The organism is Thermoanaerobaculia bacterium (assembly GCA_018057705.1).
Classification (GTDB): domain Bacteria; phylum Acidobacteriota; class Thermoanaerobaculia; order Multivoradales; family JAGPDF01; genus JAGPDF01.
This window is the reverse complement of the sequence record JAGPDF010000004.1, coordinates 38074-65053: the sequence shown is the minus strand read 5'-3', so window position 1 is coordinate 65053 and position 26980 is coordinate 38074. Positions and strand designations below refer to the sequence as shown.

23 protein-coding genes are annotated in these 26980 nt (G+C 70.3%); 10 read left to right on the top strand and 13 right to left on the bottom strand.

From position 1 onward, the window contains the following. Positions 1 to 50: 50 nt before the first annotated feature. The 3 genes from KBI44_02205 to KBI44_02195 are packed head-to-tail and all read right to left on the bottom strand — an operon-like array spanning position 51 to position 2733. On the bottom strand, positions 51 to 1442 hold the full coding sequence (locus KBI44_02205) for a hypothetical protein (protein ID MBP9143273.1): 1392 nt from the start codon (positions 1440 to 1442) through the stop codon (positions 51 to 53). An 11-nt stretch (positions 1443 to 1453) separates the two neighbouring features. After that, positions 1454 to 2347 (bottom strand): hypothetical protein, encoded by an 894-nt coding sequence (locus KBI44_02200; protein MBP9143272.1) that lies wholly within the window; start codon positions 2345 to 2347, stop codon positions 1454 to 1456. Positions 2348 to 2358: 11 nt separating this feature from the next. Further along, entirely contained in the window at positions 2359 to 2733 is a 375-nt protein-coding gene (locus KBI44_02195; GenBank protein ID MBP9143271.1) for a helix-turn-helix transcriptional regulator, read from the bottom strand. A 92-nt stretch (positions 2734 to 2825) separates the two neighbouring features. Here KBI44_02195 and KBI44_02190 point away from each other — a divergent pair, with 92 nt between their 5' ends. From KBI44_02190 to KBI44_02145, 10 genes are all read left to right on the top strand, one after another. Beyond that, positions 2826 to 3593, top strand: a complete 768-nt coding sequence (locus KBI44_02190; protein ID MBP9143270.1) for an ABC transporter permease — start codon at positions 2826 to 2828, stop codon at positions 3591 to 3593. A 29-nt stretch (positions 3594 to 3622) separates the two neighbouring features. After that, complete coding sequence (locus tag KBI44_02185) at positions 3623 to 4648, top strand: glycosyltransferase family 4 protein (GenBank protein ID MBP9143269.1); 1026 nt, start codon at positions 3623 to 3625, stop codon at positions 4646 to 4648. Next, complete coding sequence (locus KBI44_02180) at positions 4645 to 5766, top strand: glycosyltransferase family 2 protein (GenBank protein ID MBP9143268.1); 1122 nt, start codon at positions 4645 to 4647, stop codon at positions 5764 to 5766. The genes KBI44_02185 and KBI44_02180 overlap by 4 nt, the downstream gene beginning before the upstream one ends. Next, the gene (locus tag KBI44_02175) at positions 5763 to 6740 is read left to right on the top strand and encodes a GNAT family N-acetyltransferase (GenBank protein ID MBP9143267.1); all 978 of its coding nucleotides are present in this window, start codon (positions 5763 to 5765) and stop codon (positions 6738 to 6740) included. Before KBI44_02180 ends, KBI44_02175 begins: the two co-directional genes overlap by 4 nt. Before the next feature lie 62 nt (positions 6741 to 6802). Next, the gene (locus KBI44_02170; protein ID MBP9143266.1) at positions 6803 to 7534 is read left to right on the top strand and encodes a glycosyltransferase family 2 protein; all 732 of its coding nucleotides are present in this window, start codon (positions 6803 to 6805) and stop codon (positions 7532 to 7534) included. Next, a complete protein-coding gene (locus tag KBI44_02165; protein MBP9143265.1) occupies positions 7531 to 8433 on the top strand; it encodes a PIG-L family deacetylase in 903 nt (300 codons plus the stop codon). Before KBI44_02170 ends, KBI44_02165 begins: the two co-directional genes overlap by 4 nt. Before the next feature lie 3 nt (positions 8434 to 8436). Continuing rightward, on the top strand, positions 8437 to 9753 hold the full coding sequence (locus KBI44_02160) for a glycosyltransferase family 2 protein (protein MBP9143264.1): 1317 nt from the start codon (positions 8437 to 8439) through the stop codon (positions 9751 to 9753). Then, a complete protein-coding gene (locus KBI44_02155; protein MBP9143263.1) occupies positions 9750 to 10721 on the top strand; it encodes a glycosyltransferase in 972 nt (323 codons plus the stop codon). The genes KBI44_02160 and KBI44_02155 overlap by 4 nt, the downstream gene beginning before the upstream one ends. Further along, the gene (locus tag KBI44_02150) at positions 10718 to 11767 is read left to right on the top strand and encodes a PEGA domain-containing protein (GenBank protein MBP9143262.1); all 1050 of its coding nucleotides are present in this window, start codon (positions 10718 to 10720) and stop codon (positions 11765 to 11767) included. The genes KBI44_02155 and KBI44_02150 overlap by 4 nt, the downstream gene beginning before the upstream one ends. A gap of 24 nt (positions 11768 to 11791) precedes the next feature. Then, positions 11792 to 12559: a CehA/McbA family metallohydrolase gene (locus tag KBI44_02145; GenBank protein ID MBP9143261.1), complete on the top strand. Its 768-nt coding sequence runs from the start codon at positions 11792 to 11794 to the stop codon at positions 12557 to 12559. Here the strand turns inward: KBI44_02145 and KBI44_02140 are convergent. The 10 genes from KBI44_02140 to KBI44_02095 are packed head-to-tail and all read right to left on the bottom strand — an operon-like array spanning position 12540 to position 26905. Beyond that, positions 12540 to 15413, bottom strand: a complete 2874-nt coding sequence (locus KBI44_02140) for a response regulator (protein MBP9143260.1) — start codon at positions 15411 to 15413, stop codon at positions 12540 to 12542. The two genes, KBI44_02145 and KBI44_02140, sit on opposite strands and share 20 nt — an antisense overlap. After that, entirely contained in the window at positions 15410 to 17824 is a 2415-nt protein-coding gene (locus KBI44_02135) for a glycogen/starch/alpha-glucan phosphorylase (protein ID MBP9143259.1), read from the bottom strand. The genes KBI44_02140 and KBI44_02135 overlap by 4 nt, the downstream gene beginning before the upstream one ends. After that, the gene (locus KBI44_02130; GenBank protein ID MBP9143258.1) at positions 17817 to 19511 is read right to left on the bottom strand and encodes a SpoIIE family protein phosphatase; all 1695 of its coding nucleotides are present in this window, start codon (positions 19509 to 19511) and stop codon (positions 17817 to 17819) included. The genes KBI44_02135 and KBI44_02130 overlap by 8 nt, the downstream gene beginning before the upstream one ends. Before the next feature lie 13 nt (positions 19512 to 19524). Beyond that, positions 19525 to 20622, bottom strand: a complete 1098-nt coding sequence (locus tag KBI44_02125) for a hypothetical protein (GenBank protein MBP9143257.1) — start codon at positions 20620 to 20622, stop codon at positions 19525 to 19527. Then, a complete protein-coding gene (locus KBI44_02120) occupies positions 20615 to 21469 on the bottom strand; it encodes a glycosyltransferase (protein MBP9143256.1) in 855 nt (284 codons plus the stop codon). Before KBI44_02120 ends, KBI44_02125 begins: the two co-directional genes overlap by 8 nt. Then, positions 21459 to 22805 (bottom strand): O-antigen ligase family protein, encoded by a 1347-nt coding sequence (locus KBI44_02115; GenBank protein MBP9143255.1) that lies wholly within the window; start codon positions 22803 to 22805, stop codon positions 21459 to 21461. Before KBI44_02115 ends, KBI44_02120 begins: the two co-directional genes overlap by 11 nt. A gap of 28 nt (positions 22806 to 22833) precedes the next feature. Then, a complete protein-coding gene (locus KBI44_02110) occupies positions 22834 to 23163 on the bottom strand; it encodes an STAS domain-containing protein (protein MBP9143254.1) in 330 nt (109 codons plus the stop codon). 35 nt (positions 23164 to 23198) lie between these two features. Continuing rightward, complete coding sequence (locus KBI44_02105; GenBank protein ID MBP9143253.1) at positions 23199 to 24521, bottom strand: WecB/TagA/CpsF family glycosyltransferase; 1323 nt, start codon at positions 24519 to 24521, stop codon at positions 23199 to 23201. Further along, positions 24490 to 25689, bottom strand: a complete 1200-nt coding sequence (locus KBI44_02100) for a glycosyltransferase family 4 protein (protein ID MBP9143252.1) — start codon at positions 25687 to 25689, stop codon at positions 24490 to 24492. The genes KBI44_02105 and KBI44_02100 overlap by 32 nt, the downstream gene beginning before the upstream one ends. Beyond that, entirely contained in the window at positions 25676 to 26905 is a 1230-nt protein-coding gene (locus KBI44_02095; protein MBP9143251.1) for a glycosyltransferase family 4 protein, read from the bottom strand. Before KBI44_02095 ends, KBI44_02100 begins: the two co-directional genes overlap by 14 nt. Positions 26906 to 26980: the final 75 nt, after the last annotated feature.

Genomic DNA, 26980 nt, shown 5'->3' with positions numbered 1-26980 from the left:
ATGCCTCGCCCCTACAGCTGAGACTCAGGAGATTCGAAGAGGCAGGTGAATCAGAGGCCCGAAGCGCGACGCGCTACGGCTTCCCAGGCATCGGCGGCGGCGATCTGCGAGAAGTCGAGGTCCCGCACCGGGCTCCACTCGCCATCCGCCTCGACTTCGCGATAGAAGAGGTGCCCCTCGCCTGTCCAGGCGATCGTGGCGCGAATGCCATCGGGAGAGACCAGGATCCGCGCATCCGGAGCGACGAGGTCGGACGGGATCTCCCAGCGCGCCACCCGACGCATCGCGAAGAAGTGGCTGAAGACGTGGTCTCCAGGAGCTCCGCCACCGGTGGCGTCGAGCGCCGGGATCTCGAGCAGGAGCTCCTCCTCGGCGCAGCGGTTCGCCAGCCCGCTGGCGAGAATCTCCCGCCCGAGCTCGACGATGTGCCCGCGGGCCATCTCGCCGAGTACCGTGCTGTCGATCGAGGCTTCCGCCGAAGCCAGCAGCTCGCCGGTCCGATCGCCGATGTAGGCCGCGGCGGCGGGATGGAAGTCGCCTGCCAGTTCGACGATGTGGCCGCGCGCCAGGGTGGCGAGCTCGGTACGGTCTTCGTTGCCGAGAACCGCCGCCAGCTCGACGATGTGCCCGCGAGCGGACTCCGCCAACTCGCCGAGCTCGCCGGGGAGCGCCTGCACGTCCACCGCGACCAGATGCCGCGACAGCGAGTGGACGAACGAAGCCGAGACTTTGCCGGTGGGCGTCGCGGTGAGGGTCGGCGCCGCGCGGAGCGCGACCGAGACCTGCGGCGCGGGCGCGAGGCTGGGGTCCGGGGTCGCGAGATCGTCCAGCGCGACGACCGGGTTCCAGCCGAGATATCTGCCGTCGGCGAAGACGACGGGAGAGTAGTAGGCGTGCGGGACGTCCGCCACCGTCTCGACCCAGACCAGATGCAGAACCCGGCGCGCGACACGCGTCTCGACACCGTCGGTGCGCTTTGCGTAGTCGTCCGAGGTGAGCGCCAGGCGCAGCGCCGACTTGTCGGTCAGCGAGCCGCCGGAGAGCTCGATCAGCTCCGTCCAGCCCTCGGAGGCGAGCGAGCGCAGGTGAAGGCGCGAGACCGTCAGGTTCGCGACCGTGCGCGAATTCCAGACGATATGGACCGAGGAGGAGGCGCGATCGAAAAGCAGCGCGGCAGAGCTTTCGGACTCCGCGCCCTCGGTGCCGGGGACGAGATGACGAACGAGAGGCTGCCCGGACGGGACGATATCCAGGGCGAGAATCGGCCGATCGCCGGGGACGGCAGCGTTGTCAGGGCCGAAAAGCTCGCCGAAGGTCCCCGTCCAGAGGCGGTAGATCGTGCCGTCGCTGCCGAGCTCGACCGGCGTCGACGTCGCGGTCGCGAAGGACGGCGTCGCGACGACGAGGGCCGAGAGAGCGAAGGCGCGGAGGAGGTTCTTCATCGGTCGCAGGATCAGGCCTTGAGGTTGACCAGTTCGCGCACGTCGACGTGCAGCAGGAGCTCGGGAAGGTAGTCGGCTTCCGGGTAGAAGCCCTGCTGCAGGCGTTCGAAGTGGCGGCGCGCGCCGACCCGGTCGCCGGTCGCGACCGCGGCCGCGCCGAGCAGGTAGAGCGCGTTCTTCTTCGCGTCGGCGTCCCCGAAGCTCTCGGCGAGTGCCAGGGCGCGTGCCGCATGGCGGCCGGCGGGGCGGGCGTGCGCGGTCTCGAGCAGGGCGAAGGCCAGATCGAGTCGAGCTTTCATGGCGTGACCGTGCGCGCCGCGGCGCAGCAGGGAACGCAGGCTCGCGTAGAGCAGCGTCAGCCCCTCACGGCTGCGGCCGGTGAGCACGTTGCAGTAGCCGAGGTTGTAGCCGATCACCGCCCCGCGCAGCGAGTCGATCGACGGCAGCAGGGCGAGAGCCTCATCGTAGGCGGCGATCGCCTCTTCGAACCGGCTCTCGGCAACGAGGAAGTTCGCGATGTAGTTGAGGCTCGCAGCCTGCCGGTTCTCGTCGAGCGCGGCGGCGCGGTCGCGCGCCAGCCGGGCGTAGAAGAGACCCTTCTGATGCTCCTTCTGAAGCTCGTGGTGACGCGCGATGGTGTAGGCGGCGAGGTAGCTGTTTTCGGGGTCCGCGGCGCGCATCAGCAGGGCGCGCAGCGACGCGATGTGCACCGCCCCGCTGCCGAGCTCGAGGGCGATTGCCGCCCGGTTGCAGACCGCGCGGTCGAGGAGCAGCTCGTCGCCATCGACCTCGGCCCACGCCAAGGCCTCTTCGACGAGCGCCAGCGCTTCGTCCAGGCGCCCGGCTTCGACGGCCTCCGTCCAGCGGCCGCGGGCCGCCTGGAACTCTGCTGCGTTTCGGATCACGCCCGGCGTCCCTAGCTCAGGAGCACCGGTTCGCGGCGAGCGCTGCGAACCGGCCGCTTGCGCTCGTGGATGTAGCCTTCGATCTCCTCCTGCGCGGTGGGATCGAGAGCGTGGAAATCGTTCAGCAGGCGCAGATCGCGCGGCGAGACGGTTTCCCGCGAGACATCTTCGAAGAACTCGCCGACGCCGATGCGGAACTCGGCGAGCACCTTGAAGAGGGTATCCAGACTCACCCGATACTCGCCTTTTTCCATGCGCGAGAGGTCGGACTGCTGAATTCCCAGCTTCGCGGAGAGCTCCGTCTGGGTGAGATGCCGCTCCTTGCGGAGCTGACGGATCTTCATCCCGACGAGCTGGACCTGGCGGATCTCTGGTAGTTGTCCCATAGTCGGTGTCCTAGACTTACGCATAGTAGGCAGGGGCGAGGTTCCATGTCAAGATGCCATGAGCCGCTGCCCGCCAGGGCGCCGGGACCCGAATGCATCACGGTTTCCTCCTCAAAGAGCTGGTCCGCCGCGACCTGCAGAGCCGTTACCGCGGCTCGTTGTTCGGCTTTTTGTGGGCTTTCGTCCACCCGCTCTGGCAGCTGGCCCTCCTCTGGGTGGTCTTTTCGGTCATTCTGAAGGTCCCGATCGTCGGCGAGCGGACGGCCAGTTTCCCGGTCTTTCTCTTCTCCGGCCTGGTTCCCTGGCTGGGCTTCGCCGAGGCCGTCCAGCGGGCCTCGACCGCCGTCGTGGACCATTCCGGCCTGGTACGGAAGCTGCGCTTCCCGAGCGAGCTGCTGGTGGTGTCGAACGTGATTTCGGCGCTGGTGCATCAGTTCGTCGCGCTCGCCATCTTCGCCGTCTGGCAGGCGGTCGCCGGGGAGCCCGCCTGGGGGCGCCTGCCCTGGCTGCTCTTCGGCCTCGCGGCGCAGATCTGCCTCGCGCTGGGGCTCGGTTGGGCCGCGGCCGCCCTGCAGGTCTTCTTCCGCGACGTCTCGCAGGCGATCGGCATCGGCATGCAGGCCTGGTTCTATCTCACCCCGATCGTCTATCCCTTCACCCTCGTGCCGGAGAGCCTGCGCCCCTGGATTGCGCTCAATCCGATGGCGACCACCGTCCAGGCCTTTCGGACGGTGCTCCTCGGCAGCGCGCCACCGGAGGCGAGCGCCGCCTTTGCCCTCGTCGGGATCGCGCTCGCCGTGCTCGGGACGGGCTGGGCGCTCTTCCGCCGGCTGCGGCCGGCGTTCGCGGACGAGCTCTAGCTCGCCGCCCCGGAAGCGATCCGATGCGGGTGACCTATCTACTGGACCGGCCCGAGCTCGGCGGAGGGACCAAGGTCGTCGCCCAGCAGGCCAGGCTCCTCGCCGATCGCGGCCACCAGCTGACGGTCGCGGCGGAGGGTCCGCGGCCGGCCTGGCTCGCCCCCTGGTTCGCTTCCCGGAGCCGGCCAGCCCTGCGCTACCTCGACCTCTCGCAGCCAGAGGCGCGACTGCCGTCGCAGGATCTGATCGTCGCCACCTTTTGGACGACCCTGGCGCGGGCCGATGCGCTTCAGGCCGGACCGGTCGCGCACTTCTGCCAGGGGTTCGAGGAGGACCTGGTCCACCTCGCGCCACAGCGCGAGGCGATCCGCGAAGCCTACCGCCGGCCGCTCCCCGCGTTGGTGGTGGCGCCGCACCTCGGCCGGCGGCTCGCGGAACAGTTCGGGCGCGAGTCCCGGCTGGCGCCGGCGCCGGCCGATCTCACAGTGCGCCGCCCGTTGCGCTTCGGTCCGCGCCGCCTCCCCTGGGTTGCACTCTGCGGCATCTTCGAGGCGGAAGTGAAGGGGATTCGCACCGGCCTCGAAGCGTTCGGCGGGCTCGCCGGTCGCTCCGCGCGGCTCTTGCGGATCTCCGCCCTGCCCTGTTCGGAAGCCGAGCGCGAGCTCGGTCAGGCGGATCGCTATCTCACGGCCGTCGCCCCGGGCGAAGCCCTGCGAGCTCTGGCCGGCTGCGACCTGCTGCTCTTCACGTCGCTCCCCGGCGAGGGTCTCGGTCTGCCGCTCCTCGAAGCGATGCAGCTCGGCGTTCCGGTCGTGGCGTCGCGTCTTGCGGGCGTCGAGTTCCTGACCGCGCAAGGCGGCGCGGTGCTCGTCGAGCCCGGCGACGCCGGTGCCTTCGCGGCGGGAGCGCAGTCGCTCCTCGACTCGCCGGCCGCCTGGCGCGCACAACGGCGCAAGGGCATCGCAGCGGCGCGGCGATTCTCACCCGCGGGTGTCGCGGTGGAGGTCGAGCGGGCCCTCGCCTGGGCGGCAGGCGCAGAACGGGCCTCCGCGTGAGCGACCTCGCGATCATCCTGGTGCACTACCGCACCCCGGAGCTCCTCACCGAGGCCGTGCGGGCCCTGCGCAGGGACCTCGAGATCTCCGGGCTGCGCGCCGAGATCGTGGTCGTGGACAATGGCAGCGAGCCGGCGGACCGCTCGGCCTGGGACGAGCTGCCGTTGCGGCGGATCGATCCGGGAGCGAACCTGGGCTACGCCGGCGGCGTGCGCTGCGGGGTCGAAGGCACCTCCGCCGCGCGCATCATCGCGATGAATCCAGATGTCCTGGTCGCCCCCGGATGTCTCGCGAGCCTCCACGCCGAGCTCGAACGCGGTACCGCGGCGGCAGGGCCGCAGTTCTACTGGGACCACGACCAGCGGGTCTTCCTGCCGCCGACCGAGGCGAGATCTGTCCCTGCGGAGCTGCGCGCCGCCCTGGCGCGCCGCTTTCCCGCGGCGCCCCTGCTCTCGGGCGCGGCGCGGAAGGCGTGGCGCCGGCATGCCCGCCGCCACTGGCAGGCGACGGAGCCGTTCGTTTCGTCGTCTCTCTCGGGCGCCCTGATCGCCTTTCGGCGCGACGCCTGGGCGAAGGTGGGACCTTTCGACGAGGCCTTCCGCCTCTACTTCGAGGAGACCGACTGGCTGCTTCGTCTGCGTGCCGCGGGCCTCGCCTCCCGTTTCGTTCCCGCGGCGCACGCGGTGCATCTCTACGCCCAGAGCAGCGTGCGGGAGCCCAGCGCCACCGCCTGGTTCGCGGAAGCGGAGAAGATCTTCCGCCGCCGGCACTTCGGCGCCGGCGTCGCGCAGCTGCTCGAGGCGCTCGCCGCAGCTCCGAGGCCACCTCGTCGTGCGGCCGGTCGCGCGCCGGATGCGGTGCCTGCCGCCTCGGCGGCGCTCGCACTGCCCGGGCTTTTCGCGGCCGGCGACACCGCGTGGGTCGAGATGGCGCTCGCGGCCGGAGGGTTTCCGGCGGCGGGCGAACGGCTCGCGCGACCCACCCCCGACTGGCAGATGCCGGAGGAGATCTGGCGCCGGCTTCCGCCAGGAGAGCTCTGGATTCGCGCCGTCGACGCCCGCGGCCGGGAGTCGGCGCCGGTGCACCTCGTCCGCGACGACACCGCACAGGCGCGATGAGCGACCACGGTTTCAGCCTGCGTGCCTATGCCCCCGGGGACGAGTCCGCGATCCAGCGGGCTTTCGCGGAGGTCTTTCGAAGCGAGCGTTCCCTCGCCGAGTGGCGCTGGAAGTTTCTCGAGCCGCCGCGCGGCTCGCGCATCCTGCTGGCGTTCGACGGCGACGGTGAGCTCGCCTGCCAGTATGCGGCCATCACGGTGGACGCCGTCTGGGGGGGTGAGCCGATGCCGGCGGCGCAGATCGTCGACGTCTTCTCGCGCCGCCGGCGGGCGCTCGGCCCGCGCGGCGGTCCGTTCCAGAGCACCATGGAGCGATTTCTCGCCGAATGCGCCGGTGCCGATGGCGCTGCCCCGGTCGGCTTCGTCTACGGCTTCCCCGGTGAGCGCCACCAACGTGCCGGCGCCGTTACCGGCCACTACTTCGAGCCGGCGGCGCTCGTTCGCCTGCAGCGCGCGAGCGCGCCCGGCCGCAGCCGGTTCCCGGCGCGGAGCTGGATCTCGGAAGGCTTCGACGCCCACGCCGCCGACCGGCTCTGGCGCCGCAGCCGCGATCGCTACCCGTGCGCGACGGTGCGCGATGCCGCCTGGTTCCGCTGGCGCTACGAACGCCGCCCGGGAGGGCGCTACGTTCAGATCGGGGTGCGTCGCGCTGGCGAGACCCGGGCCTGGGCCGTGCTCGCTTCCGGAGGCGAGGTCGCGCACTGGGTCGACCTCGTCTGGGACGGCGAGCGCCCGGCCGATCTCGCCGACCTGGTCGCCGCCGTGTCGGAGCGCGCCCGCGATCGGGGCGCAACCGCCGTCGACCTCTGGCTGCGCGGCGACGGCGAGGCGGCGAGCGTGCTCCTCAGCGAGGGCTTCGCCCAGGTTCCAGAGCCGGTCCTCCGGCTGAGCGCCATCGCCTTCGACCGGCGGGTGACCGTGCCCCAGGTGCTCGGGAGTTTCTATCTGACCATGGGCGACTCGGATCACTTCTGAACCGTTTTGCGCCGCGGGCCTGAAGCCTGCACGCCAGGTGCTGCAGGCCGTAGAATCCAGCGATGGACCCGCAGCTCTCCATCGTCGTCCCCGCCTACAACGAGGCGGCACGCATCGGTCCGACCCTCGATCGGCTCCTGGCCTACGCCCGAAGCCTGCCGGGCGGCGCGGAGATCCTGGTGGTCGACGACGGCAGCACGGACGGCACCGGCAGGCTTGCACTGGAGCCTGCGTACCGCGAGATCCGCTGGCTGCGGCTCGCGGAGAACCAGGGCAAGGGTGCAGCGCTGCGGGCCGGCGTCCTCGCCAGCACCGGCGCCGAAGTCCTGCTCTGCGACGCCGACCTCTCCACGCCGATCGAAGAGTATGAGCGCCTGCGTCCGCATCTCTCGGATGCGGGTCTGGTGCTGGGAAGTCGCGGCGTGGCCGACTCGAAGATCACCCGGCGGCAGCCGGCCTATCGCGAGCTCATGGGGCGGTTGTTCAACGTCGTCGTGCGGGTCGTCGCCGTGGGCGGCATCCGTGACACCCAGTGCGGCTTCAAGCTGCTGCGCGGCGATCTCGCGCGCTCCCTGTTCGCCGACATGCAGATCGACCGCTTCGCCTTCGACGTCGAGCTCGTCTGGCTCGCCCGGCGGCGCGGCGCCGTCGTCCGGGAGGTCGGCGTCGCCTGGCACGACTCTCCGGCTTCCAGTGTTCACGCCCTGCGCGACTCGGCGCGGATGCTGGCCGACGTTCTGAAGATCCGTTGGCGCCATCGTGGCGAGCCGAACGGCCCCCTGCGGACCCCTTGATCCGCCCGCCGCAGCCCCCCGGCAGGACGAGCGCCGCGGCCGCGGTCCGGACGCTCGTCCTGGCGCCCCACTTCGACGACGAAGTGCTGGGCTGCGGCGGTCTCCTCCTCGCATTGGCCGCGGCCGGCGCGCCGGTGCAGGTGCTCTTCCTCACCGACGGCTCCGGCGGAATCGAGGAGATCGACGATCGCCTGGCCTACGCAGCACGCCGCCGGCGAGAGGCGGAAGAGGTGATCCGTCTCTTCGGCTGCGCCGGCATGGCGGTGCTCGGAATCCGCGACGGTGCGCTCGCCGCGGGACGCGCCGAGGCTGCTGCGGCGATCCGCGAGCGCCTCCTCGCGGAGCGCCCCGGCCTCGTCCTCGTGCCGTCGCCGCTCGAGGTCTCCGAGGATCACCGTGCCGCCTTCGCCGCGCTCTTCGATGTTCTCTCCACCGCTGGCGAAGACGCCGCGCTCGCGGCGGCGGCGCGCGGGCTCGAAGTCTGGCTCTACGAGGTGAACCATCCCGGATATCCCGACCGGCTCGTCGACGTCAGCGACTGTCAAGAGAAGCTCGAGCGGGCGATGGCGATCTACGCCTCGCAGGAGGAGCGCCACCCGTATCTGCGGGCCGGAATGGGGCTGCGTCAGTTTCGCACCCACACCCTCACACCGGAAGTGAAGCTGGCCGAGGGCTATCGCTGCCTCGCGGCCGGAGATTTCCGTGGGCGCGACCTCGCCTCCCTGGTCGCGGAGGTGGGCGGGAGCGTGCCGGAGCTCGCCCTCGATCTGCAGCGGGCCCGCGCCGAGATCACCCGCCTGAACGCCCTGATCCGCGAGATGGAAGGGACGCGCGCCTGGCGGCTGCATCGCTGGGTCGAGAGACTTCGCGGCGGCGCCAGCGGGCAGGGGCCGGGCTGAGTGATGTCCGCCAGCCAGCGCAGGCTCTCGATCCTCGTCGCGAGCTGGAACGGCCGGAGGCACCTCGAGATCTGCCTGCCGGCGGTCGCCGCGCAGCGCGATCCGGGTTGCGAATGGGAACTGTTGCTGCTCGACAACGGCTCGCGCGACGGCACCGCGGACTGGGTGCGCGTGCACCACCCCTGGGTGCGGCTGGTCGAGAGTCCGACGAACCTCGGCTTCGCCGCCGCCAACAACCGGCTCGCCGACCTCGCCGAAGGCGACTTCCTGATCCTGCTCAACAACGACACCCACCCCGCGCCCGATTGGCTCGCGGCGCTCGCCGACGCGGCGGCCGCTGCCGCCCCGGATGTCGCGGCCATCGGCGGGCGGCTCGTCGACTGGGAGGGCGAGCGGCTCGACTTCGGCTACGGCTTGCGGACGTTCGACGGCCACGCCTTTCAGCTCGACTTTCGCCGCTCCTTCGCGACAGCGAGGATGCCGGCGAGCGGCGAGGAGCTCGCCTTCGCCTGCGGCGCGAACATGCTCGTGCGGCGGCGCTCCTTTCTGGCGGCTGGCGGTTTCGACCCCGCGTACTTCGCCTATCTCGAGGACGTCGATCTCGGCTGGCGGCTCTGGGCCGGCGGCGAGCGCATCGAAGCCTGTGGCGAAGCCGTCGTCCGTCACCGCTCGGCCGCCACGAGCGATCGTGTCGGGCCGTTCGTGCGTGGCTCGCTGTTCGAGCGCAACGCCCTGCTCAACGCCTACAAGAACCTCGACGACGAGCTCTGGCCGCAGCTCATGCCGGCGATCCTGCTGACCTTCCTGGCGCGCCTCGAGTCGATCGTCGTGGCGGGGAACTCCGGGGCGGCGGAGCTTCTGCGGCGCGATCCGTTCACCGGCGCGGTGACGAGCCGTGACGCGGCGGGCGCCGCGGCCGGGGGTCTGGATCCGTCCTGGCTCGGCAAGCTCCGGCGGCTCGGGCCGGCCGAGTTCACCCGTCGTGTCTGGGGGCGGATCTCGCGTCGGCTGCGTCGCGTCGTCGCCGGCGGCGGCTTCGAGCTCTCGCATCCGCAGGCGCTCTCGCACCTGCGCGCCATGAGCCTCTTTCTCGCCGTGCTCGACGACGCCGCGGCAGTACGCGAGGTCGCGCGGCAGCGACGCCGGCGCTCCGACCGCGAGCTCTGCGAGCGCTTCCCGCTCTACCTGGTTCCGACCTATCTCGGCGACGAGGCGCTGTTTGCGAGCTCAGGATTCTCGAGTCTCCTGCCGGCGAGCCCGGTGCTGGCGCGCGCCACCCTCTCCGAGGTGATGGAGCTGCCCGGGGAGGACGCGCGGTGACCGGCGGGGCCGGCCGGGCCAGCGCCGCCTGCCCGGCCTGCGATGTCTCGGTGGTCATTCCGACCTTCAACCGGCGGCGCATTCTCGGCGAAGTGCTGCAGGCGCTCGACGACCAGCAGGGAGCGCCGCCGTTCGAGATCGTGGTCGTGGACGACGGCTCGACCGACGGCACCTTCGACTGGCTGGGGGAGCGCGCGACGGCGCACCCGGTGCGCCGGCTGCGGCAGCAGAACAGGGGTCCGGCCGCGGCGCGCAATCGCGGCGTCGCCGCGGCAGCCGGCGCGATCGTCGCCTTTCTCGGCGACGACACGGTGCCGGAGCCGGGCTGGCTCGCGGCGCACTGGGCGGAACACCAGGCGAGTCCGGGCGCGGCCCGGCTGGCGGTCATCGGTTACACCGCCTGGCACCCACGTCTGCGGCGCACGCCGTTCCTCGAGTTCATCAACGAGCAGGGGCCGCAGTTCGGCTACGCCCTGATCGGCGATTCCCGAAACGTCCCGTTCAACTTCTTCTACACTTCGAACCTGTCGTTGCCGCGCGACCTCCTGCTGGAAGAGCCGTTCGACGAGAGTTTTCCCGATCCGGCGTGGGAGGACATCGAGGCCGCTTTCCGCCTCTTCCGGCGCGGGCTGCGGCTGGTCTACGAGCCGCGGGCGCGGGTCCTGCACGATCATCCGACCGATTTCCGGCGTTTCTGCGCACGCCAGGAGCGCGCCGGCTACAGCGCCGTGATCTTCGCGCGCAAACATCCGGAGCTCGCGGGCTTTCTCGGGCTCGGTCCGGAAGGTCCCGGTCCGCTCCCCTCGCGCCTGCACCGGTTCCGCAGGGAGTGCCTGGTCCGGGCTTTGCAGTTCCTTCCCGTGAGTCTGCCCGGAATGTGGGAGGAGGCCCTTCGCGTTCACTACCTCCGGGGACTGCATCGAGCTTGGCGCGAGGGGCCGTTCGCAATGGAAAGGGTAGGGTCATGAGGAATCGAACTGGACGCATCTTCCTGAGGTTGGCGCTCGCGGCGGCGTTGACGTTGCCCGCGACCGCGCTGGTGGCACAGTCGGGTGGGGGGCAGGGCGGGAGCGGTGGCGGAAACCGCGGTGGCTCCGGGAGCCATGGGAGCCAGGGCGGTTATCGCGGCCATGGCGGCTCCTCCGGCGGTCACTACAACGGCTATCGCGGCCACTCCGGGGGCCATCGTGGCTACTACGGCGGCTATCGTGGCTACTATGGTGGCTACCGTGGCTACTACGGCGGCTACGGCGGCTACGGCTATTACGGCTACCCTGGTTACGGGCTCGGCTGGTACGGGGCGCCCTACGCCTACGGCGGTTGGGGATACACCTCGGTCTACCCGGCCGTCGGAGCGACCCACGGTGCGCTCGACCTCGACGTCAGCCCGGAGAGCGCCCAGGTCTACGTCAACGGCGACCTGGTCGGAACCGCGGACGATTTCGACGGCTTCCCGGACTTCCTCTGGCTGGAGAAGGGGACCTACGACGTGGTGATCTTCGCCCCCGGTTTCCAGACCGTCTCCCGTCAGTACTCGGTCTACGGTGGCCTGGTCATCGACGTCAACGACTCGATGGTTCCCGGGCAGGAGACGCTGCCCCAGGACCTGGTCTCGAAATCGACCGCGAACCGGGAGGAGCGTCTGCGCCGTGACCGTGAGAACGAAGCGCAGGCGCGTGCCTATGAGGAGGCCCAGGCCGGGCGCTACGAGTCGTCCGGAACGGGTGCGCCGGAAGGCGACGAGAGGGTGGCGGCGGGGCCGGACAGCCTCGACGCGCGCGGCGAGCCGGGGAGCCTCCGGCTCGAGATCGAACCGGACGACGCCTCGGTCTACCTCGACGGCCGCTTCCTCGGCACGGGGCGCGAGCTGGCGCGGTTGCGGGCAGGCCTGATCGTCGATCCCGGCGAACACCGGATCGAAGTCGTGCGACCGGGCCGGGAGTCCGAAGAACAGACCTTCTCGGTGCGTGCCGGCGAGGAAGTCCGCCTCGACATCGAGCTCGACGAAGAATAGGGGCCGGATGGTACCCTGACGAGAATGTCACTCCAGGAAGTCGTGCGCGCGCCGGATCCGGTGGCGGGTGCGCCTTCCTGGAGCCTCGGCGACCTTCACCTCCACACCGTCTACTCCGACGGCATGTGCTCGCCGGAGATGCTCGTCAACGCCGTCGCGGCCGAGGGCCGGCTGCGGGTGATCGCGATCACCGACCACGACACCCTGGCGGGCAACTGGATGGCGCGCGACCACCTGGAGCGCTTCCCGGAGCTCGGCGAGCGGCTCGAGCTGATTTCTGGGGTCGAGGTGTCGAGCCAGGAGGGCCACATCCTCGGCCTCTGGGTCGAGCGCGACATTCCCCCTGGAATGAGCGCCAGCGAAACCGTGGCCGCCATCCACGATCAGGGAGGTGTGGCCATCGCGGCGCATCCGTTCACGTTCGCGCTGCGCCTGCTCGGGCTGAAAGGAGTCGGACGAGCGATCGCGAGCGTCCCGTTCGACGCCGTCGAAGTCTGCAACTCGAATCCGACCGAGATCGGCGGCAACACCTACACCAAGCTGTTCAATCGCCACCTCGGTCGCCGCCTGCCGGAAGTCGGGGGCTCCGATGCCCACTTCCTTTCGGTGGTCGGCCGGACCGGGACGCGCTTCGCCGGATCCACGGCCGGAGACTTGCGGCGCGCCATCGCGGCGGGCACCACCTCCGCATTCGGAAGCCCGTGGACCTGGCACCTGGCGGGTTACCTGCGCGACCGCCGGCGCCTGCGCCGAGTCCTGCGCGAGCGCGGCATCAGCCTCCATTTCCTTTAGGGTCACGGGGCCCTTGGGCCTCGCCGAGGCGCGCGGCGTAGCGCGGCCGCGCCTCGCGCAGCGCGGCGACAACCCGCAGACAGCGCCTCGCCGCTGCCTCAGCAGCGACCGCCATCGCCTCGGCCTCGAGGGTCGGAGCGAGGCTCTCGAGGCTCGCGAGGGCGGCTTGAAGGCCGGCCGCGCCGACCGCTCCTGCGCTCGCCTTGAGCGCGTGCGCGGCGGCGGCGAGCCGGCGCGCATCGGCGGCCGCGCCGGCCGCCCGGATCGCTGTCGCGCCGTCCGGAGCGTCCTCGATGAACAGATCGAGAAGCTCGACGACCAGCGCTGGCTCCCCCATCGCGCTGGCCTCGAGGCGACTCCAGTTGATGGCCTCGGCGGCGGCATCGTTCGTCGCGACCTGCGGCGGGCCAGAGACCGCTCGCGGATGCCAGCCGCGGGCGGCGAGGTGGTCCGCGATCACCTGGCGGATGCGCTGCGGATCGAACGGCTTGGCGATGAAGTCGTTCATGCCGGCGGCTGCGGCGCGCCGGCGCTCCTCAGGCAGCACGGATGCCGTGAGCGCCAGCACCGGCAACTGCGCGGCGGCGAGCCCGAGGTCCGACCGGATGCGCCGCGTCGTCTCGTAGCCGTCGAGACCGGGCATCTGGACGTCCATCAGCACGAGCTCGAACTCTTCCCCGGCGAGGCGCTGCAACGCCTCCTCGCCGCTGCTCACGATCTCGACCGTCGCGCCGAACCGGCGCAGAATGCGCGAGGCGACCACCTGATTGACGCGATTGTCCTCGACCAGCAGCAGGCGCGCACCCGCGAGCTCGAGCTCGGGATTCGAAGTGACAGCGGCGTGCGCCGGCAGGGCCGCTGGCGGAGCCGTGGCCAGCGCCACCTCGACGGTGAAGATGGTGCCGCCACCGGGCCGGTCGCCGACCGTCACCGACCCGCCCATGTGCTCGACGATCTGGTGCACGATCGCGAGTCCGAGCCCCGTGCCGCCGAATCGCCTGGCCGTATCGGCGCGCTCCTGCGCGAACGGCTCGAAGATCAGCGCGCGCTTCTCGGGCGCGATGCCGATCCCGGAATCGCCGACCGAGATCTGCACCGGAGTCCGGCCCTCGACCGGCGCGAGGGTCCGGGCGGCGATCTCGATGTCGCCCTGGTCGGTGAACTTGACCGCGTTCGAGACCAGATTGATGAGCACCTGGCGCAGCCGCGTCGGATCTCCGAGGAGCGGCAATTCGAGCTCGGGATCGACCTGGAGATGCAGCGCCAGGCCCTTGCGCTCGGCGTCGAAGCGGGTGGCGCTGGCGAGCTCGCGCAGCAGGCTGTCGAGCCGGAAGGGGATCGACTCGAGCTCGACCCCGCCGGCCTCGAGCTTGGAGATGTCCAGGACGTCGTTGATCAGGGAGAGCAGCGTGTCGGCCGAGAACCGGATGGCGGCGAGGTAGCTCTCCTGCTCGGCGCCGAGAGCCGTCTCGTCGAGCAGGAAGGTCATTCCGATCACGGCGTTCAAAGGTGTGCGGATCTCGTGGCTGATGCTGGCGAGGAAACGCTCGCGCGCCCGGGCCGACTCCTCGATGGCGCGATTGGCCGCCGTCAGCTGCTCTTCGAAGCGTTTGCGGTCGGTGATGTCGAGGCCGTAGCCGAGCGCGGCGACGACCTGACCGGTGTCATCGACCACCGGGTGCACGAAGCGTACGAAGTGGCGCAGCTCGCCGGTCCGGTCGGTGAACGACTCCTCGAAGGTGCTCGATCGCCCGGTGTCGAGCGCTTCGCGGATCACCGCTACCCTCGCCTCCGCGATCTCTGGCGCGAGGCCCCGCCGCTCGCAGAACTCGCGGTCCGTGCGCCCGATGATCCACTGCCGCGTGGCCGGATCGCCAATCGCGCTCGGCGTGACGTGGAGGTACCGCAGCTCGCGGTCGAACACCGCGAGCTGCACTGGCATCGAGCCCAGGACCTGCTCGTAGAAGTTCTTGAGCCGCGCGACCTCGCGCTCGGCGCGCACGCGCGCGGTGACTTCGCGGTAGTGCCAGGCGTGCCCGGCCGGCCGGCCATCGAGGCTGATCGGAACGAAGTCGCGCTCGACGATCCTGCCGTCGGCCATCTCGAGGACTTCATTGGCGACCGGTTGGCGGTTCTCGAGCGCGCGCTCGACGCCGGCGATGAACAGGTCGGGGGACTGGAAGAGGTTTTTGCTGCCCTCCGCTGCGTGCGAGCAGTCGGCTCCGATCATCGCTTCGGGTGGCGCCGGAACGCCGAACAGCTTGCAGAAGGACGCGTTGGCGAGGGCGATCCGGCGGTCCGCTGTCTCGACCAGCACGGCACCCTCGAGACTGCCGACCAGCGCCGCCAGGCGCCCGGCCTGGTCCACGGCGCGGCGCTCGGAAGCCGCGACATCGTCGAGCCGACGCACCGACCGCGCATGCACTCGCGCCCACTCGAGCGTATCGGCGAAGCGGCGAAAGACCAGCCTCAGCCGGCTGTATTCGCCAATCTCGCGGATCGAACCGACCGTCCGGCCAGCGAGCCAGAGATATCCCTCTGCAGCCAGAGCGAAGAGGCCCTCTCTGCCGTCGCTCGAAGTCCAGACCTGCGACGCTGCGGGGACCGCGGTCAGCTTGGTGAGGTCCCGCGGCGGTGCGGCCGCCCCTCTGGCCGTCCAGCTTGCTATCTGGCGCGGATGCCCGAGACCGTCCTCGCGCTGCAGCCAGACGCTCGCGCCGGCGAGCGACAGCCGCTCTCCCAACTCGGTGACGAAACGCGAGGCGACGTCTTCGGGGGCGAGCCGTTCGCTCGCCACCTCGAGGAGGGCGTAGAGCGATTCGTAGGACCAGCTGTGGAGATGTCCGTTGCTCACGGATCGACACCCCAGATCCCCGCGGCGTACTCGGCGATCGCGCGATCACTCGAGAAGTAGCCCATGCTGGCGATGCCGAGAACCGCCTTGCGAGTCCAAGCGCGACGATCCAGCCATGCGAGGCCCGCGCTGCGCCGTGCGTCACGGTAGGCGGCCCAATCGGCGAGAAGGAAGTAGGCGTCGTCATCGAGCAGACGGTCACGCAGCCAGGCGAATTCGCCACCGGCGATCGCCGGGCTGGCGAGTGTGTCGAGAGTCCGACGAATGCCCGGGTCCTTTCGGTAGAGCTCGCGTGGACGGTAGCTGCCGATGCGGCGATGTGCTGCGATCTCCTCGGAGCGCAGTCCGAAGAGAAAGAGATTCTCGGCGCCGATCGCCTCGCTCATCTCGACGGTGGCGCCGTCGAGCGTGCCGATGGTGAGAGCTCCGTTGAGGGCGAACTTCATGTTGCTGGTGCCCGAGGCCTCGGTTCCCGCCGTCGAGATCTGTTCCGAGAGCTCCCCGGCCGGAATGATCGTCTCGGCGAGCGTCACCCGATAGTCGGGGACGAAGACGAGCTCCAGCCAAGGTCGTGCGCGCGGATCGCCCGCCAGCAGGGCGGCCACGGCGTGCGCCAGGCGGATGATCTGCTTGGCGAGAGCGTAGCCCGGGGCGGCCTTGCCGGCGATCAGAATCGAGCGCGGCGCCGGCGGCGGGACCCCGTCCTCGATCAGCGTCAGATACTCGTCGAGCACACAGAGTACGTTGAGTAGTTGCCGCTTGTACTCGTGGATCCGCTTGACCTGGACGTCGAGCAGTCGCTCGGGGTCGAGGCGGGGACCGGGCAGGGTCGCGAGTTGAGCGGAAAGGCGGCGCTTGTTGCCTGCCTTGACGAGCTGTGTCCGCTCGAGGAAGGCGTCCTCGTCCGCGAATGGAGCCAGCCGCCGGAGCTCAGAACCATCCTTGATCCAGGCTTCGCCGATTGCCTCGCAGATGAGCGCCGAGAGGGCGGGGTTGGCGACCAGCAGCCAGCGGCGGAAGCTCACTCCGTTGGTCTTGTTGTTGAACCGCTCGGGCCAAAGCGCGACGAAGTCGGGCACCAGCTCGTCTCGGACGAGCTGCGAGTGCAACCGCGCGACGCCGTTGACCGAATGGCTGCCGACGATCGCGAGATTCGCCATTCGTACCTGACGGACAGGCTGCTCTTCGACGATCGACATCCGCGCGAGGCGGCCGACATCCCCCGGCCAGCGGGCTGCGACGTCCTCGAGAAAGCGGCGATTGATCTCGTAGAGGATCTCGAGATGCCGCGGCGCGACCCGTTCCACGAGCGCGACCGGCCATCGCTCCAGAGCTTCGGCCATCAACGTGTGATTGGTATAGGCGAGTACCGCCTGGGTGGTCGCCCAAGCCCGCTCCCAGGGCTCTTCGCGCTCGTCGACGAGCAGGCGCATCAACTCGACGACCGCGAATGCCGGATGGGTGTCGTTGAGCTGGATCGCGACGCGATCGGCGAGACTCGCCGGCGCACCGCCGCTGGCCAGGTCGCGTCGCAGCGCGTCGCGCAGCGCGCAGCAGACGAGGAAGATCTCCTGCACGAGGCGCAGCTCCCGCCCGGCCTCGAAGCTGTCGGAGGGATAGAGCACCTTGGAGACGGTCTCGGCCGCGATCTTGCCCTCGACGGCCCGGAGGTAGTCGCCCTCGTTGAAGACGTCCATATCGAACTGGTCAGAGGCACGGGCGGAGAACAGGCGGAGGCTGTTCACCGTCTCGCCGCCGAAGCCCGCCACCGGCAGATCGTGAGGCACTCCGACGAGCAGGCGCCAGTCGAGCCAGAGCGGATTGTAGGCGCCGCGCGAGTCGCTGCCGCCCTCGACCCGGCCATAGAGTGGCACCAGGCAGGATTCGTCCGGCCGCTCGACCAGCCAAGGTGAGCCGAAGCGGAGCCACTGATCGGGGCGCTCGCGCTGAGCGCCATCGACGATCGCCTGACGGAAGATACCGAACTCGTAGAGGATGCCGTAGCCGAATCCGGCAATGCCCAAGGTGGCCATCGACTCGAGAAAGCAGGCCGCCAAGCGGCCGAGACCGCCGTTGCCCAGCGCAGCGTCGGGCTCGGCGCGCAGGATCGCGTCGAAGTCCACCCCCAGCGGGTCGAGCGCCCTGCGAGCGTCGTCGAGCAGGCCGAGGTTGATCAGCGACTCTTCGAGGAGCCGGCCGACCAGGAACTCCATGGAGAGGTAGTAGACGCGCTTGCGTCGAGTTGCCCGGTAGCGCTTCTCGGTCTGGAGGCGGCCTTCGAGCAGGCGGTCACGAGCGGCGAGCGCAACGGCGCGAAACCACTCGCCGTTCGAGAGCTCGCTCGGCTCCTGGCCGAGCGAGCTTCTGGCGTGCCGCAGGACGTCGCCCTGGAAGCCCTTGAAATCACCCATCGCCACCCTCGGTTTCTGAGATCGGTGCCGCTCGCCGTACGAACGTCGTCAGTCGCACTCTTCTGCTACCAGGGTCGTTCTCATAGCGCACCTCGTCGACGCTCGAGGCGATCAGGTAGACGCCGAAGCCGCTGGCGCGGCCGCCCTCGAAGTCGGGCGTCGGGGCTGTCGCCGGGTCGAAGGCGATACCATCGTGGACCAGGCTGACCTCGACGCGCTCTGAATCGACGATGGTCTCGAGCCGAATGCGTGCGTCCGTCCGTCCCGGGACTGCGTGACGGACGATGTTGACGAAAGCCTCGTTGACAGCGAGGACGAGGGCGCGCAAGCGGGTTTCGTCGAGGCTTGCCGGCGGGCCAGCCGCGGCGCTGGTGATCATGGCGCGAAGGCGCGGCAGCTCGTCGAGATTGGCGGTCAGGTCGAGCGCGGTGGCGTGCGATCCGGATCTTGCCCGGCCGTGGATCCGCACCGCGACACAGGTCAGATCGTCGCTGATCGGAGCGCTACCGACGAATGTGCGGACGGCGGCGTGCATGGCGTCGACGATCCTCCTCGGGCTGGCGGCACGTTCCTCGCCCACCAGGGTGCGCAACCGCGCGACGCCGAAGAGCTCGCCCTGCGGATTGCGGGCTTCGGTCAGTCCGTCGGAATAGAAGACGACCAGGTCCCCGTTCGCGATCGTCGTGGAAACCTCACGGAATCGAGGGTCGTCCGAGATGCCGAGGGGGGGATCGAGGCCCGGCAGCTCCTCGGGCTCCGTGGCGGCGGCGCGTACGAGGATCGTCGCGGTGTGGCCGGCGTCGACGAGCGTCAGGCGACCGGCGCCGAGGTCGAAGCGCGCGAGCACCAGTGTCGCGAAGCGTTCGAGGTCGGAGAGCCGGGGTGCCAGCGCGCGCGCCACGGCGTCGAGGAGTGCCGCGGGCGAGGGCAGAGCGGCGGTCTCGCTGCTGGTCGAGCCGCGGCGAGCGAGGACACGCAGTATCTCGGCCTTGATCGCGGCCGCGACCAGCGCGGCAGGAAGACCTTTGCCCATGACGTCTCCGACGACCACATCGAGCAAGTCGTCGCCATGCGAGATGAAGTCGTAGAAGTCGCCGTCGACGCCCTCGGAGGCAGCCGACAGAGCGGCGGTCTCAAGGCCCGGGAACTCCGGCGGAGCGCCGAGCAGGAGAGTCTGCTGAATGCGATCGGCAACCTCGACCTCGCGCGCGCGCGCCTCGCGCAGACGCTTCTCGGCAGCGGCGCGCTCCTCCAGAGCGCGTTCGAGCTCCCCCATGCGATCTGCCAGCTCGCGCTCGAGCGCTACGACCCGCAGCCCGACCTGGATTCGCGCCAGCAGCTCGCGCGGTTCGAACGGCTTGGTGACGAAGTCGTTGGCGCCGGCCTCGAGCCCCGCCACGATGTCCTCGGTCGTATCGCGCGCGGTGAGCAGGATCAGGTAGATCGAGCTGCGCCGGGGATGGTCGAGGAGTCGCCGGCAGACTTCGACTCCAGAGAGCTCCGGCATCATCCAGTCGAGCAGGGCCACCGGTGGCGGGTCGTCGCTGGAGAGGATTCTCCAGGCCGTTTCGCCGTCGCCGGCGAGCACGGGTTCGAGGCCGAGGGCTTCGATGACTGCGAGAATCATGCGCGCCTGCAGGCGCTGATCCTCGGCGAGGAGGATTCTCGTCGGGCGCTTCGGGTTCACGATCCATCCCTCCTCACGCCTGCACCTGCCGCCACAGCTCGAGGCAGCGCTCTGCCAGCCGCGACGCAGGGCCTCCGACCAGCCTCTCCGCGGCGGGTGAGACCTCGCGGGCGAGAGCAGCAGGAAGCGCGCGCAGGAGGCGTGCCCGCGGATGCTCGCCGGTGGCCGCCCACGGCGAGAGCCCGCGCCGCCCGAGCCAGCGGAGATGGCGCAGAACGAGCTCCGGCCGGCGGTAGTTGGCCTCGCGGAAGAGCCCGGGCCGCCCGGCATAAGTCTCCCAGGAGGGCGCTGCCCACTCCAGGCGGAGAGTCTCGGCCCAGCGCCAGCAGCCGAGGACGGCGTCGATGGCGCAGTCGACCTCACTTTCGAGGTCCGCGGGAGGCGGAGTCGGCCGCAGCCTCTCCTCGAGCGCGCGCCTGTGTCTGGCGACGAGTGTCGGCACTGGCGGCAGATCGGAGGCGTCCAGTCCGTCGAGCAGGCTCTGCCGGGCTGTGTAGCCGACCGCGAACCGGTGGCGAGCGATGAGCGTCGCGGCGCCGCAGGCAAGCCAAGCCTTGCCGACGAACTTCCAGACTCGGGTGGGCGGCAGCGGCTCGAGCCTGGCCCAGAGCAGGAGAGCCGCGCGATTGGCCAGGTAGCGCAACCCTTCGATGGCGGGCAGTTGAGCGGGCGGCAGCGGCCTGGCGCGCGCGAGAGCCTCCTTTCTGCCATGGAGCAGGCGCGGCTCGGCCAACATCTCGCACCACATCATCGTGAACGGCAGGTGGGGGAGCTCTTCGCTGCGTAGCGGCGAGAGCTCGACCTCGATTGCCAGTTCGCGCTCCCAGTCCCTGGCGAGCGCATCGAGGCGGCGGCGCAGCGCAGCGAGCCGGAATCGCGGGACGCCTTGCACCAGAGCGACGAGATCGTAATCGTTGAGCGGCTGCCAGGCCCCTGTGGCGTCGCGCTCGCCACCACCTTCACCGCGGCCATATCCGCCGCCGAGGAGCAGGGCGCTACAGTCGGATCCGAGCTCGGCTGCAACGGCGCAGCGCAGCAGTTCGAGATCCCGCGCGACGCGTCGCTCGAGCTCCGGCTCGGCGAGAGCGCTGAATGGACGCAAGTCACTCATCCGCAAGTCCTTCGCGAAGTCCACTCCGGTAGCTCGCCCGCTGCACCCAGCGGTGCAGCGGCGAGGCGAAGGCGGCGGCGGCCTCGCCGGCGCGAAGGCAGGCTGCGACATCGCGGACGACGGCTGCGGCCCAGGGGCGCAGCAGTCCGCTCAGGAGGCCCGTAGCGTGCGTGTCCCGCGGAAATATGGCGGAGTCAGCGCGCCCCTCACCAGCGTAGCGCTTGCGCATCTCGGCCAGGGTGTAGTTGTGCGAGTGCATGGCGATCGAGTCGCCGGCATAGGCGATCCGCCAGCCCTCCTGCCGGCGGTGCCAGCTCCAGTGCACGTCCTCAGAATAGCGGATCGCTTCGTCGAATGGGCTCGCCTCCCAGACGCTGCGCCGTACCGCGGAGGAGGCCATCGAAAAGAAGTGACGCCACGTCGCGGCCTGGCTTCCGTCGCCGAAGGCGCGCTCGTAGTCGAGCACCACCAGGGGGTGGGCGTCCGGCCGCGCGACCTGGCGGCCGTAGGTCGCGGCGACCCGGCCATCGGAAAACGGAGCCACCAGCCGCTCGAGCCATCGATCGTGCTGCGGCGTGCAGTCCGAGTTGAGGAAGGCCACGATCGGTTGGGGACCTTGACGCATTCCGAGGTTGAGCACGCGTCCGGGAATGTAGGTTCCCGGCGGGATCTCGATCAGCGTCAGGGGATGACCCTTCAGGATCTCGATCGAGCCGTCGCGCGATCCCGAATCGATGGCGACGACCCGAGGCCGGACTCCACGCTGGTCGAAGACGGCGTCCAGGGTTCTACCGACGATCCAGGCGTCGTTCAGGCAGCGCATCACGACCAGGACTTCAGGCTCCATGCGCGAAGGCTCCTGCCGCGGCGGGTGTTCTGATCGACACCCGGTATCGGGTGACTCGCGAACCGGCGCGCAGGCGCTCGATCGCCGGGACGAGCGCGAGCAGGCCGAAGAACGTGGTGGCGAGACCGGTCTGCAGCAGCGCCCACTCCAGGGTGGACTGCAGAGCCACGGTCGCGAGGCTGGCGAGCAGAGCGAGCATCATGACGCTGCGCAGGTCTTCGCCGAGGTTGCGGGCGAGAAATCGCGCGCTGCGCCCGAACGCGGTCGCGAAGACGAGGAGCAGCGCCCCCAGACCTCCCCACCCGAGCTCGCCCGCGGAGAGGAAGTACAGGTTGTGGCAGAGACCGCCGCGGTCGAGTCCCCCTTCGAACGGCTCGGAGTAGGGACCATCGGTACCGAAGGAGAAGTTGTTCAGTCCGATGCCGAAGGCGCGGTCGTGCGCCATCTGTCGCGCCACCTGGTTGAACTCGACCCGCGCCTCGCCCGAGGAAGCCGGCGCTTCGCGGATGCGGCGCGCCATCTTCTGCGCGGCGAAGATACCGGGCGGTAGCGCGAGGAGGAACATCAGCGCCAGGAGCCCCAGCTTGCGCGGACGGAGCCGGAGTACCAGCGAGATCGGCAGGACGAGCGCGATCGCGAGCCCGAGCGAAACCCAGGAACCGCGCGACAGCGTCAGGACGATTGCGCCGGCCGCGAGGCCGAAGACGCCGAACAGCAGCGCCGTCCAGCGGGTGCGCAGATTGAGCAGCGCCGCGAGGACGAAGGGCACCAGCATGTTCAGATACATGCCCAGAGTGTTGGGGTGATCGAACGACCCGCGCACGCGGTACGTGCCCTTGAAGTAGTCCTTCACCGCGTCGAAGCTCTCCCAGCCGGCGCAGGCGACGAAAGTCCAGAGCAGCCACCGCAGGTCGCCCTCGTCGCGCACGGCGTTGGCGATCACCCAGAAGGCGATCGTGTAGCGCGCCAACTTGAGCAGACCAAATGCGGCATAGAGCGGGACTTCGGCGGTGACTGCGGAGAGCAGCGCCAGAGCCAGCCAGGCGAGGATGGGCAGCGCGAGCGCCGGCAGCAGTCGCAGGGGATGGCGCGCTGCGCCCGCGAGGACGCTCACCAGCAGGGCGAATACGAGCACGTCCTGGCTGCCGATCTCGAAGCCCCGAACCCAGCCGCGGTACTGCTCGTGAGAGACGAAGTTGACGTCGAACAGGTTCGCGGAACCGACGAAGTAGGCGCACAGGAGATAGCGCCGCATCGCGGGCCACGCAGCGGCGGCAGCGGCCAGCGTGAGAGCGCCGGCCGCGAGCAGCGTGCTCGCGACGACCAGCTTGTTCATGGGGCGGCGCTGTGGCGTGGATCCGGAATCAGAAGCTCGCCGCCGCGGCTTCCGCTGACGGGAAGACGTCGAACACCCGGAACAGCCGCGTCAGCTCGAAGATCGTCTTGACTGGCGGTGTCATGCCGCAGAGCTTGACGTCGCCACCGGCGGCTCGCGCCGCCTTGAGCACGGTGAGCAGCGCTCCGAGCGCCGAGGAGTCGATGAACGAAACGCCCGACAGGTCGATGACCAGGCGGTTGGCGCCTCCTTCGACGAGGCGCTTCAGGTGATCGCGGGCAGCGGTCGAGTTGCGCGCGTCGAGCTCACTCGGCGCTACGAGCGTGGTGACGTTGCCGATGACGGTCGTCTCAAACATGGTCTCTCCCTGCGGCGGTGAAGGACAGCCGCGGTTCAGGATACTCCTCTGCTCTCCCGGAAGGCGCGCCAGAGGAAGAGAGGGTTGCCGATCACGTAGCGCCGCCACATCCGGCCCGGCTCCTGCAAGAGGCGCCAGGTCCACTCGAGTCCGAGCTCGCGCAGCCAGGCGGGGGCTCGCCGGATGCGTCCGGAATAGAAATCGAACAGTCCGCCGACGCCGAGCATGGCTCCCACACCGAGCTCGGCCCGGTGAGCTGCGAGCCACTCCTCCTGCGCCGGTGCGCCGAAGGCGACGAGGAGGAGATCGGGCGCCGCGGCGCGAATGGCGCCGATGACTTCGCGCTCTTCCGCGCTGTCGCGGGCGAAGAACCCGTGGCGCGTGCCGGCGATGCGCAAGGCCGGCCAGCGCTCGCGGACCTTCGCGGCCAGATCATCGACCACTCCCGGTCGCGCGCCGAGGAAGTAGATGGAAGCGCGGGCTCCGGAGGCGGCGTCGCAGAGGCGGGGAAACAGGTCGGTGCCGTTGACGTTGGCGGCGAGGGCCAGGCCGCGCATCCGCAGGGCGTAGTGCAGGCCGATGCCGTCCGGAAGCACGACGTCGCAGCTCGCGAGCACGCGGCGGTAGCTCTCGTGCTCGAAGGCCTTGTTGAGGCAGTCCGGATTGACGAAGGCGAGCTGGCGCGTTCCGCCTTCGCGAGGCGCGAGCAACCAATCCACGGCCTCGGGCATCGTCCAATTGTCGATCCGGACCCCGAGCACCGTGAGCTCGCGCGGCGCGGCGAGCGGACCGCCGCCGATGAGAGCGGCCGGCACCGAGCGCAGGAGGAGGCCGATCTCGCCCGCTGGGCCGACGGCATGGACCTGCTCGAGGTCGGCGCGGGTGCGACCCTCGAAGGCAATGTTGGCCGAGCGCCGCACCGCGAAGAGATTGGCGAGACCGGGGCGCACGGCGAAGCGCTGGAGGTCGGCCGGGCCGAGCTCGTCGCGCTGCGATTCGAGCAGTGGTGCCGGTCCCACCAGGGCAAGATCGCCGCGTACCACCGCCCACAGCCAGGGGAGGCGAGCGAGCGGACCCCCGGACACGAGGCAGGCAAGATCGATCGGCTGTTGCCAGCGTCCGAGATAGGTTTCGCGCGCGAGCGCCGGCCGTCGGCGAAGCCGCGCGCCGAGGGCGAAGGCGAGGGCGAGCGGCGCGGTGAGCAGGGAGAGCGTCGAAGCGACCGCAAGGTCGATGGTCCGACGCACTGCCGCGGTGGCAAAGGCGACCGCGGTGAGCGAGATCTGCAGCCGCGCGCGCCGCAGGCGCGGCGCCCGGCCCAGCCGGTCAAGCGCGGTGCGATTCGGCCCGTCGCTCATCGATGACCTGGCGCAGAAGGCGGGCGGTCGCCGTGGCGGTGGCCTCCCAGGTATAGCTGCGCGCGTTCTCCAGCCCGCGTCGCGCGAGCTCCGCCCGCAGGGCCGGCTGATCGATCAGGGTGGTGATCGCGGTCGCGATCGCTTGTGGGTCGAGAGGATCGAAGAGCAGGCCGGCCCCTCCCATCACTTCCGGAATCGAGGAGGCGTCGGCGCCGGCCACGGGAAGCCCGCAGGCCTGGGCTTCGATCACCGGCAGCCCGAAGCCCTCGAACAGGGAGGGAAAAACGAGCGCCGTCGCCGTAGCGTAGAGGAGGGGCAGATGGGCGTCGGCGACGAAACCCAGACGCCGCACGCGGTCTTCGAGACCGAGGTCGGCGATTGCGGCGTCCACGGCCTCGGCGCCGTTCCACCGGCCCCCTGCGAAGACCAGCCGTTCGGCGAGGTCGGGGCGCTGGTCGAGCAGGCGGCGGTAGGCGGCGAGAAGCGTCACATGGTTCTTGCCCGGGTGCTCGAGGCGCGAGACATAGAGGAGGAAGCGCTCCGGCAGCTCGACGCCGGCTTGCTGCAGCTGCGCGCGGCTCGCTGCGGCATCGCGGGGATGGAACTGCGTGGCGTCGAAGCCGTTGGCGATGCGGGTGATCCTGCCCGGCGGACAGCCGGCGAGTTGGACGAGGTCGCTCTCGGTCGAGCGTGAGATGGCGATGATGCGGGTGGAGCGGCGAATCATCCACGGTAGCAGGCGGCGCAGGTAGAGCTCGCGCAGGGGATCGTACTTGCCCTTCATGTGCAGCCACGACAGGTCGTGCACGACCGCGACCGATGGCAGGCGGGCGAAGGGCGCGAGTCTCCGGTTCCCAGCTGGCAAGTAGAGCGCGTCGGCGCCCGCCCGCCGTGCGGCGTGGTCCCACCAGGCGGCGTGCCAGACGAGCGAAGGCGGCGGCCGGTTCCAGAAATCGCTGGTCAGATGCCAGCGCACCCGCGCGTCGAAGCGCTCGAAGCATCCCGCGAAGACGGACTGGTCGGCGCGCGCGGCGAAGAGGTGAAAGGTCGCCTCGGGCATGGCGTCCACGAGGCGCGGCACGACCGACTTGAGATAGCGCCCGATGCCGGAGTTGCCGCGATCGTTCGCGAACAGCGAGACCGCGACGGCGCAGTCAGCTCGCGGCACGGGGGCCTCCAGCGGCGCCTACCGGGTCGGCAGGCATCGCACCGGCACCCGCGAGGAGCTCCGCCGTGCGCTCGAGGTAGTCGTCGAAACGGAAGTCGTCGCGCGCGCGGGCGTATCCGGCACGGCCCATGCGCTCGGCGAGGCCGGGGTCGGCGAGCAACTCCTCGAGAGCGTGCCCGAGGGCCCGCCAGTCGGCCTCCGGCGCAGCGATTCCGGTCTCGCCGTCGGCCAGCCAGTCGGGAATGCCGCCGACGGCGAAGCCGACCACGGCGCGGCAGGACCACATCGCCTCGAGCCCCACCATGCCGAACGGCTCGGGCCAGCGTGACGGCACCGCCACGACGCGCGCGCGGGCATAGTAGGCGGGAAGAACCTCGTGAGGCACCCAGCCGACGAAGTGCACCCTCCCGCCGAGGCCGAGCTCGCGCGTCAGGGCGATGCACTCCTGGAGGTGATTGCCTGTGCCGACGATCAGGGCGCGGAAATCCGACCGCACTTCAGCGAGCGCGCGCAGCAGGAGGTCGACGCCCTTGCCGCGGATGACCTGGCCGACGTAGAGCACGATCGGTTCGTCCGACGGCGGCAGCGGCTCGCGTTCGAGCCCGGCAGGCACCGGAGGAAGGTGAGCGACGCGCGCGGCGTCGAAGCCATTGCGCACCAGCATGTCGACCATCCACCGCGAACCGGCCGCGAGCGCCGGCAAGGTGCGCTGGCGCGCGAGCTCGGCGGCCTTGGCGCCGAGCTCGATCCACCCGGGGAGGCCCGGCACCGGCCCTTCGGGCGAGACGAGGCAACCGTGAACGGCACATTGCCAGCCCAGGGGGTGATTGCAGATCCGTGTGCTCAGCGGAAAGTACTTGTGTCGCCGCGGGCAATAGAGATCGTGATCGTGAACGTAGCGCAGCACGCGTCGCCCGGCGAGCAGGCGGTCGAAGCTCGCGGCGTGACTCCAGCGATGCAGGTAGACGACCTCGGGGTCGGCGACTTCGAGGGCGCGGGCGAGCTGCCGCATCCACGTGCTTGAGGCGCCGCCCAGCTCGAGGAGGTGACGCGAGGTGAAAGCGGCGGCGAGTCCCGATCGGCCGATCGCCATAGGCTCGCTCGACAGGAGGTGAGGCTCGTGCCCGCGTGCGGCGAGCCCCGCAGCGGTGTCGTCGACGAGTTGCTCGACGCCGCCGAAGTACCAGCCCTTCTCGTTGACGAAGAGGACTCTCATCGGGCAGCCGGCAGTATAGGCCACCCCCCCCATGCGGTACCCACCCGTCTGGCCCTATCGCGAAGGGAGCGAAAG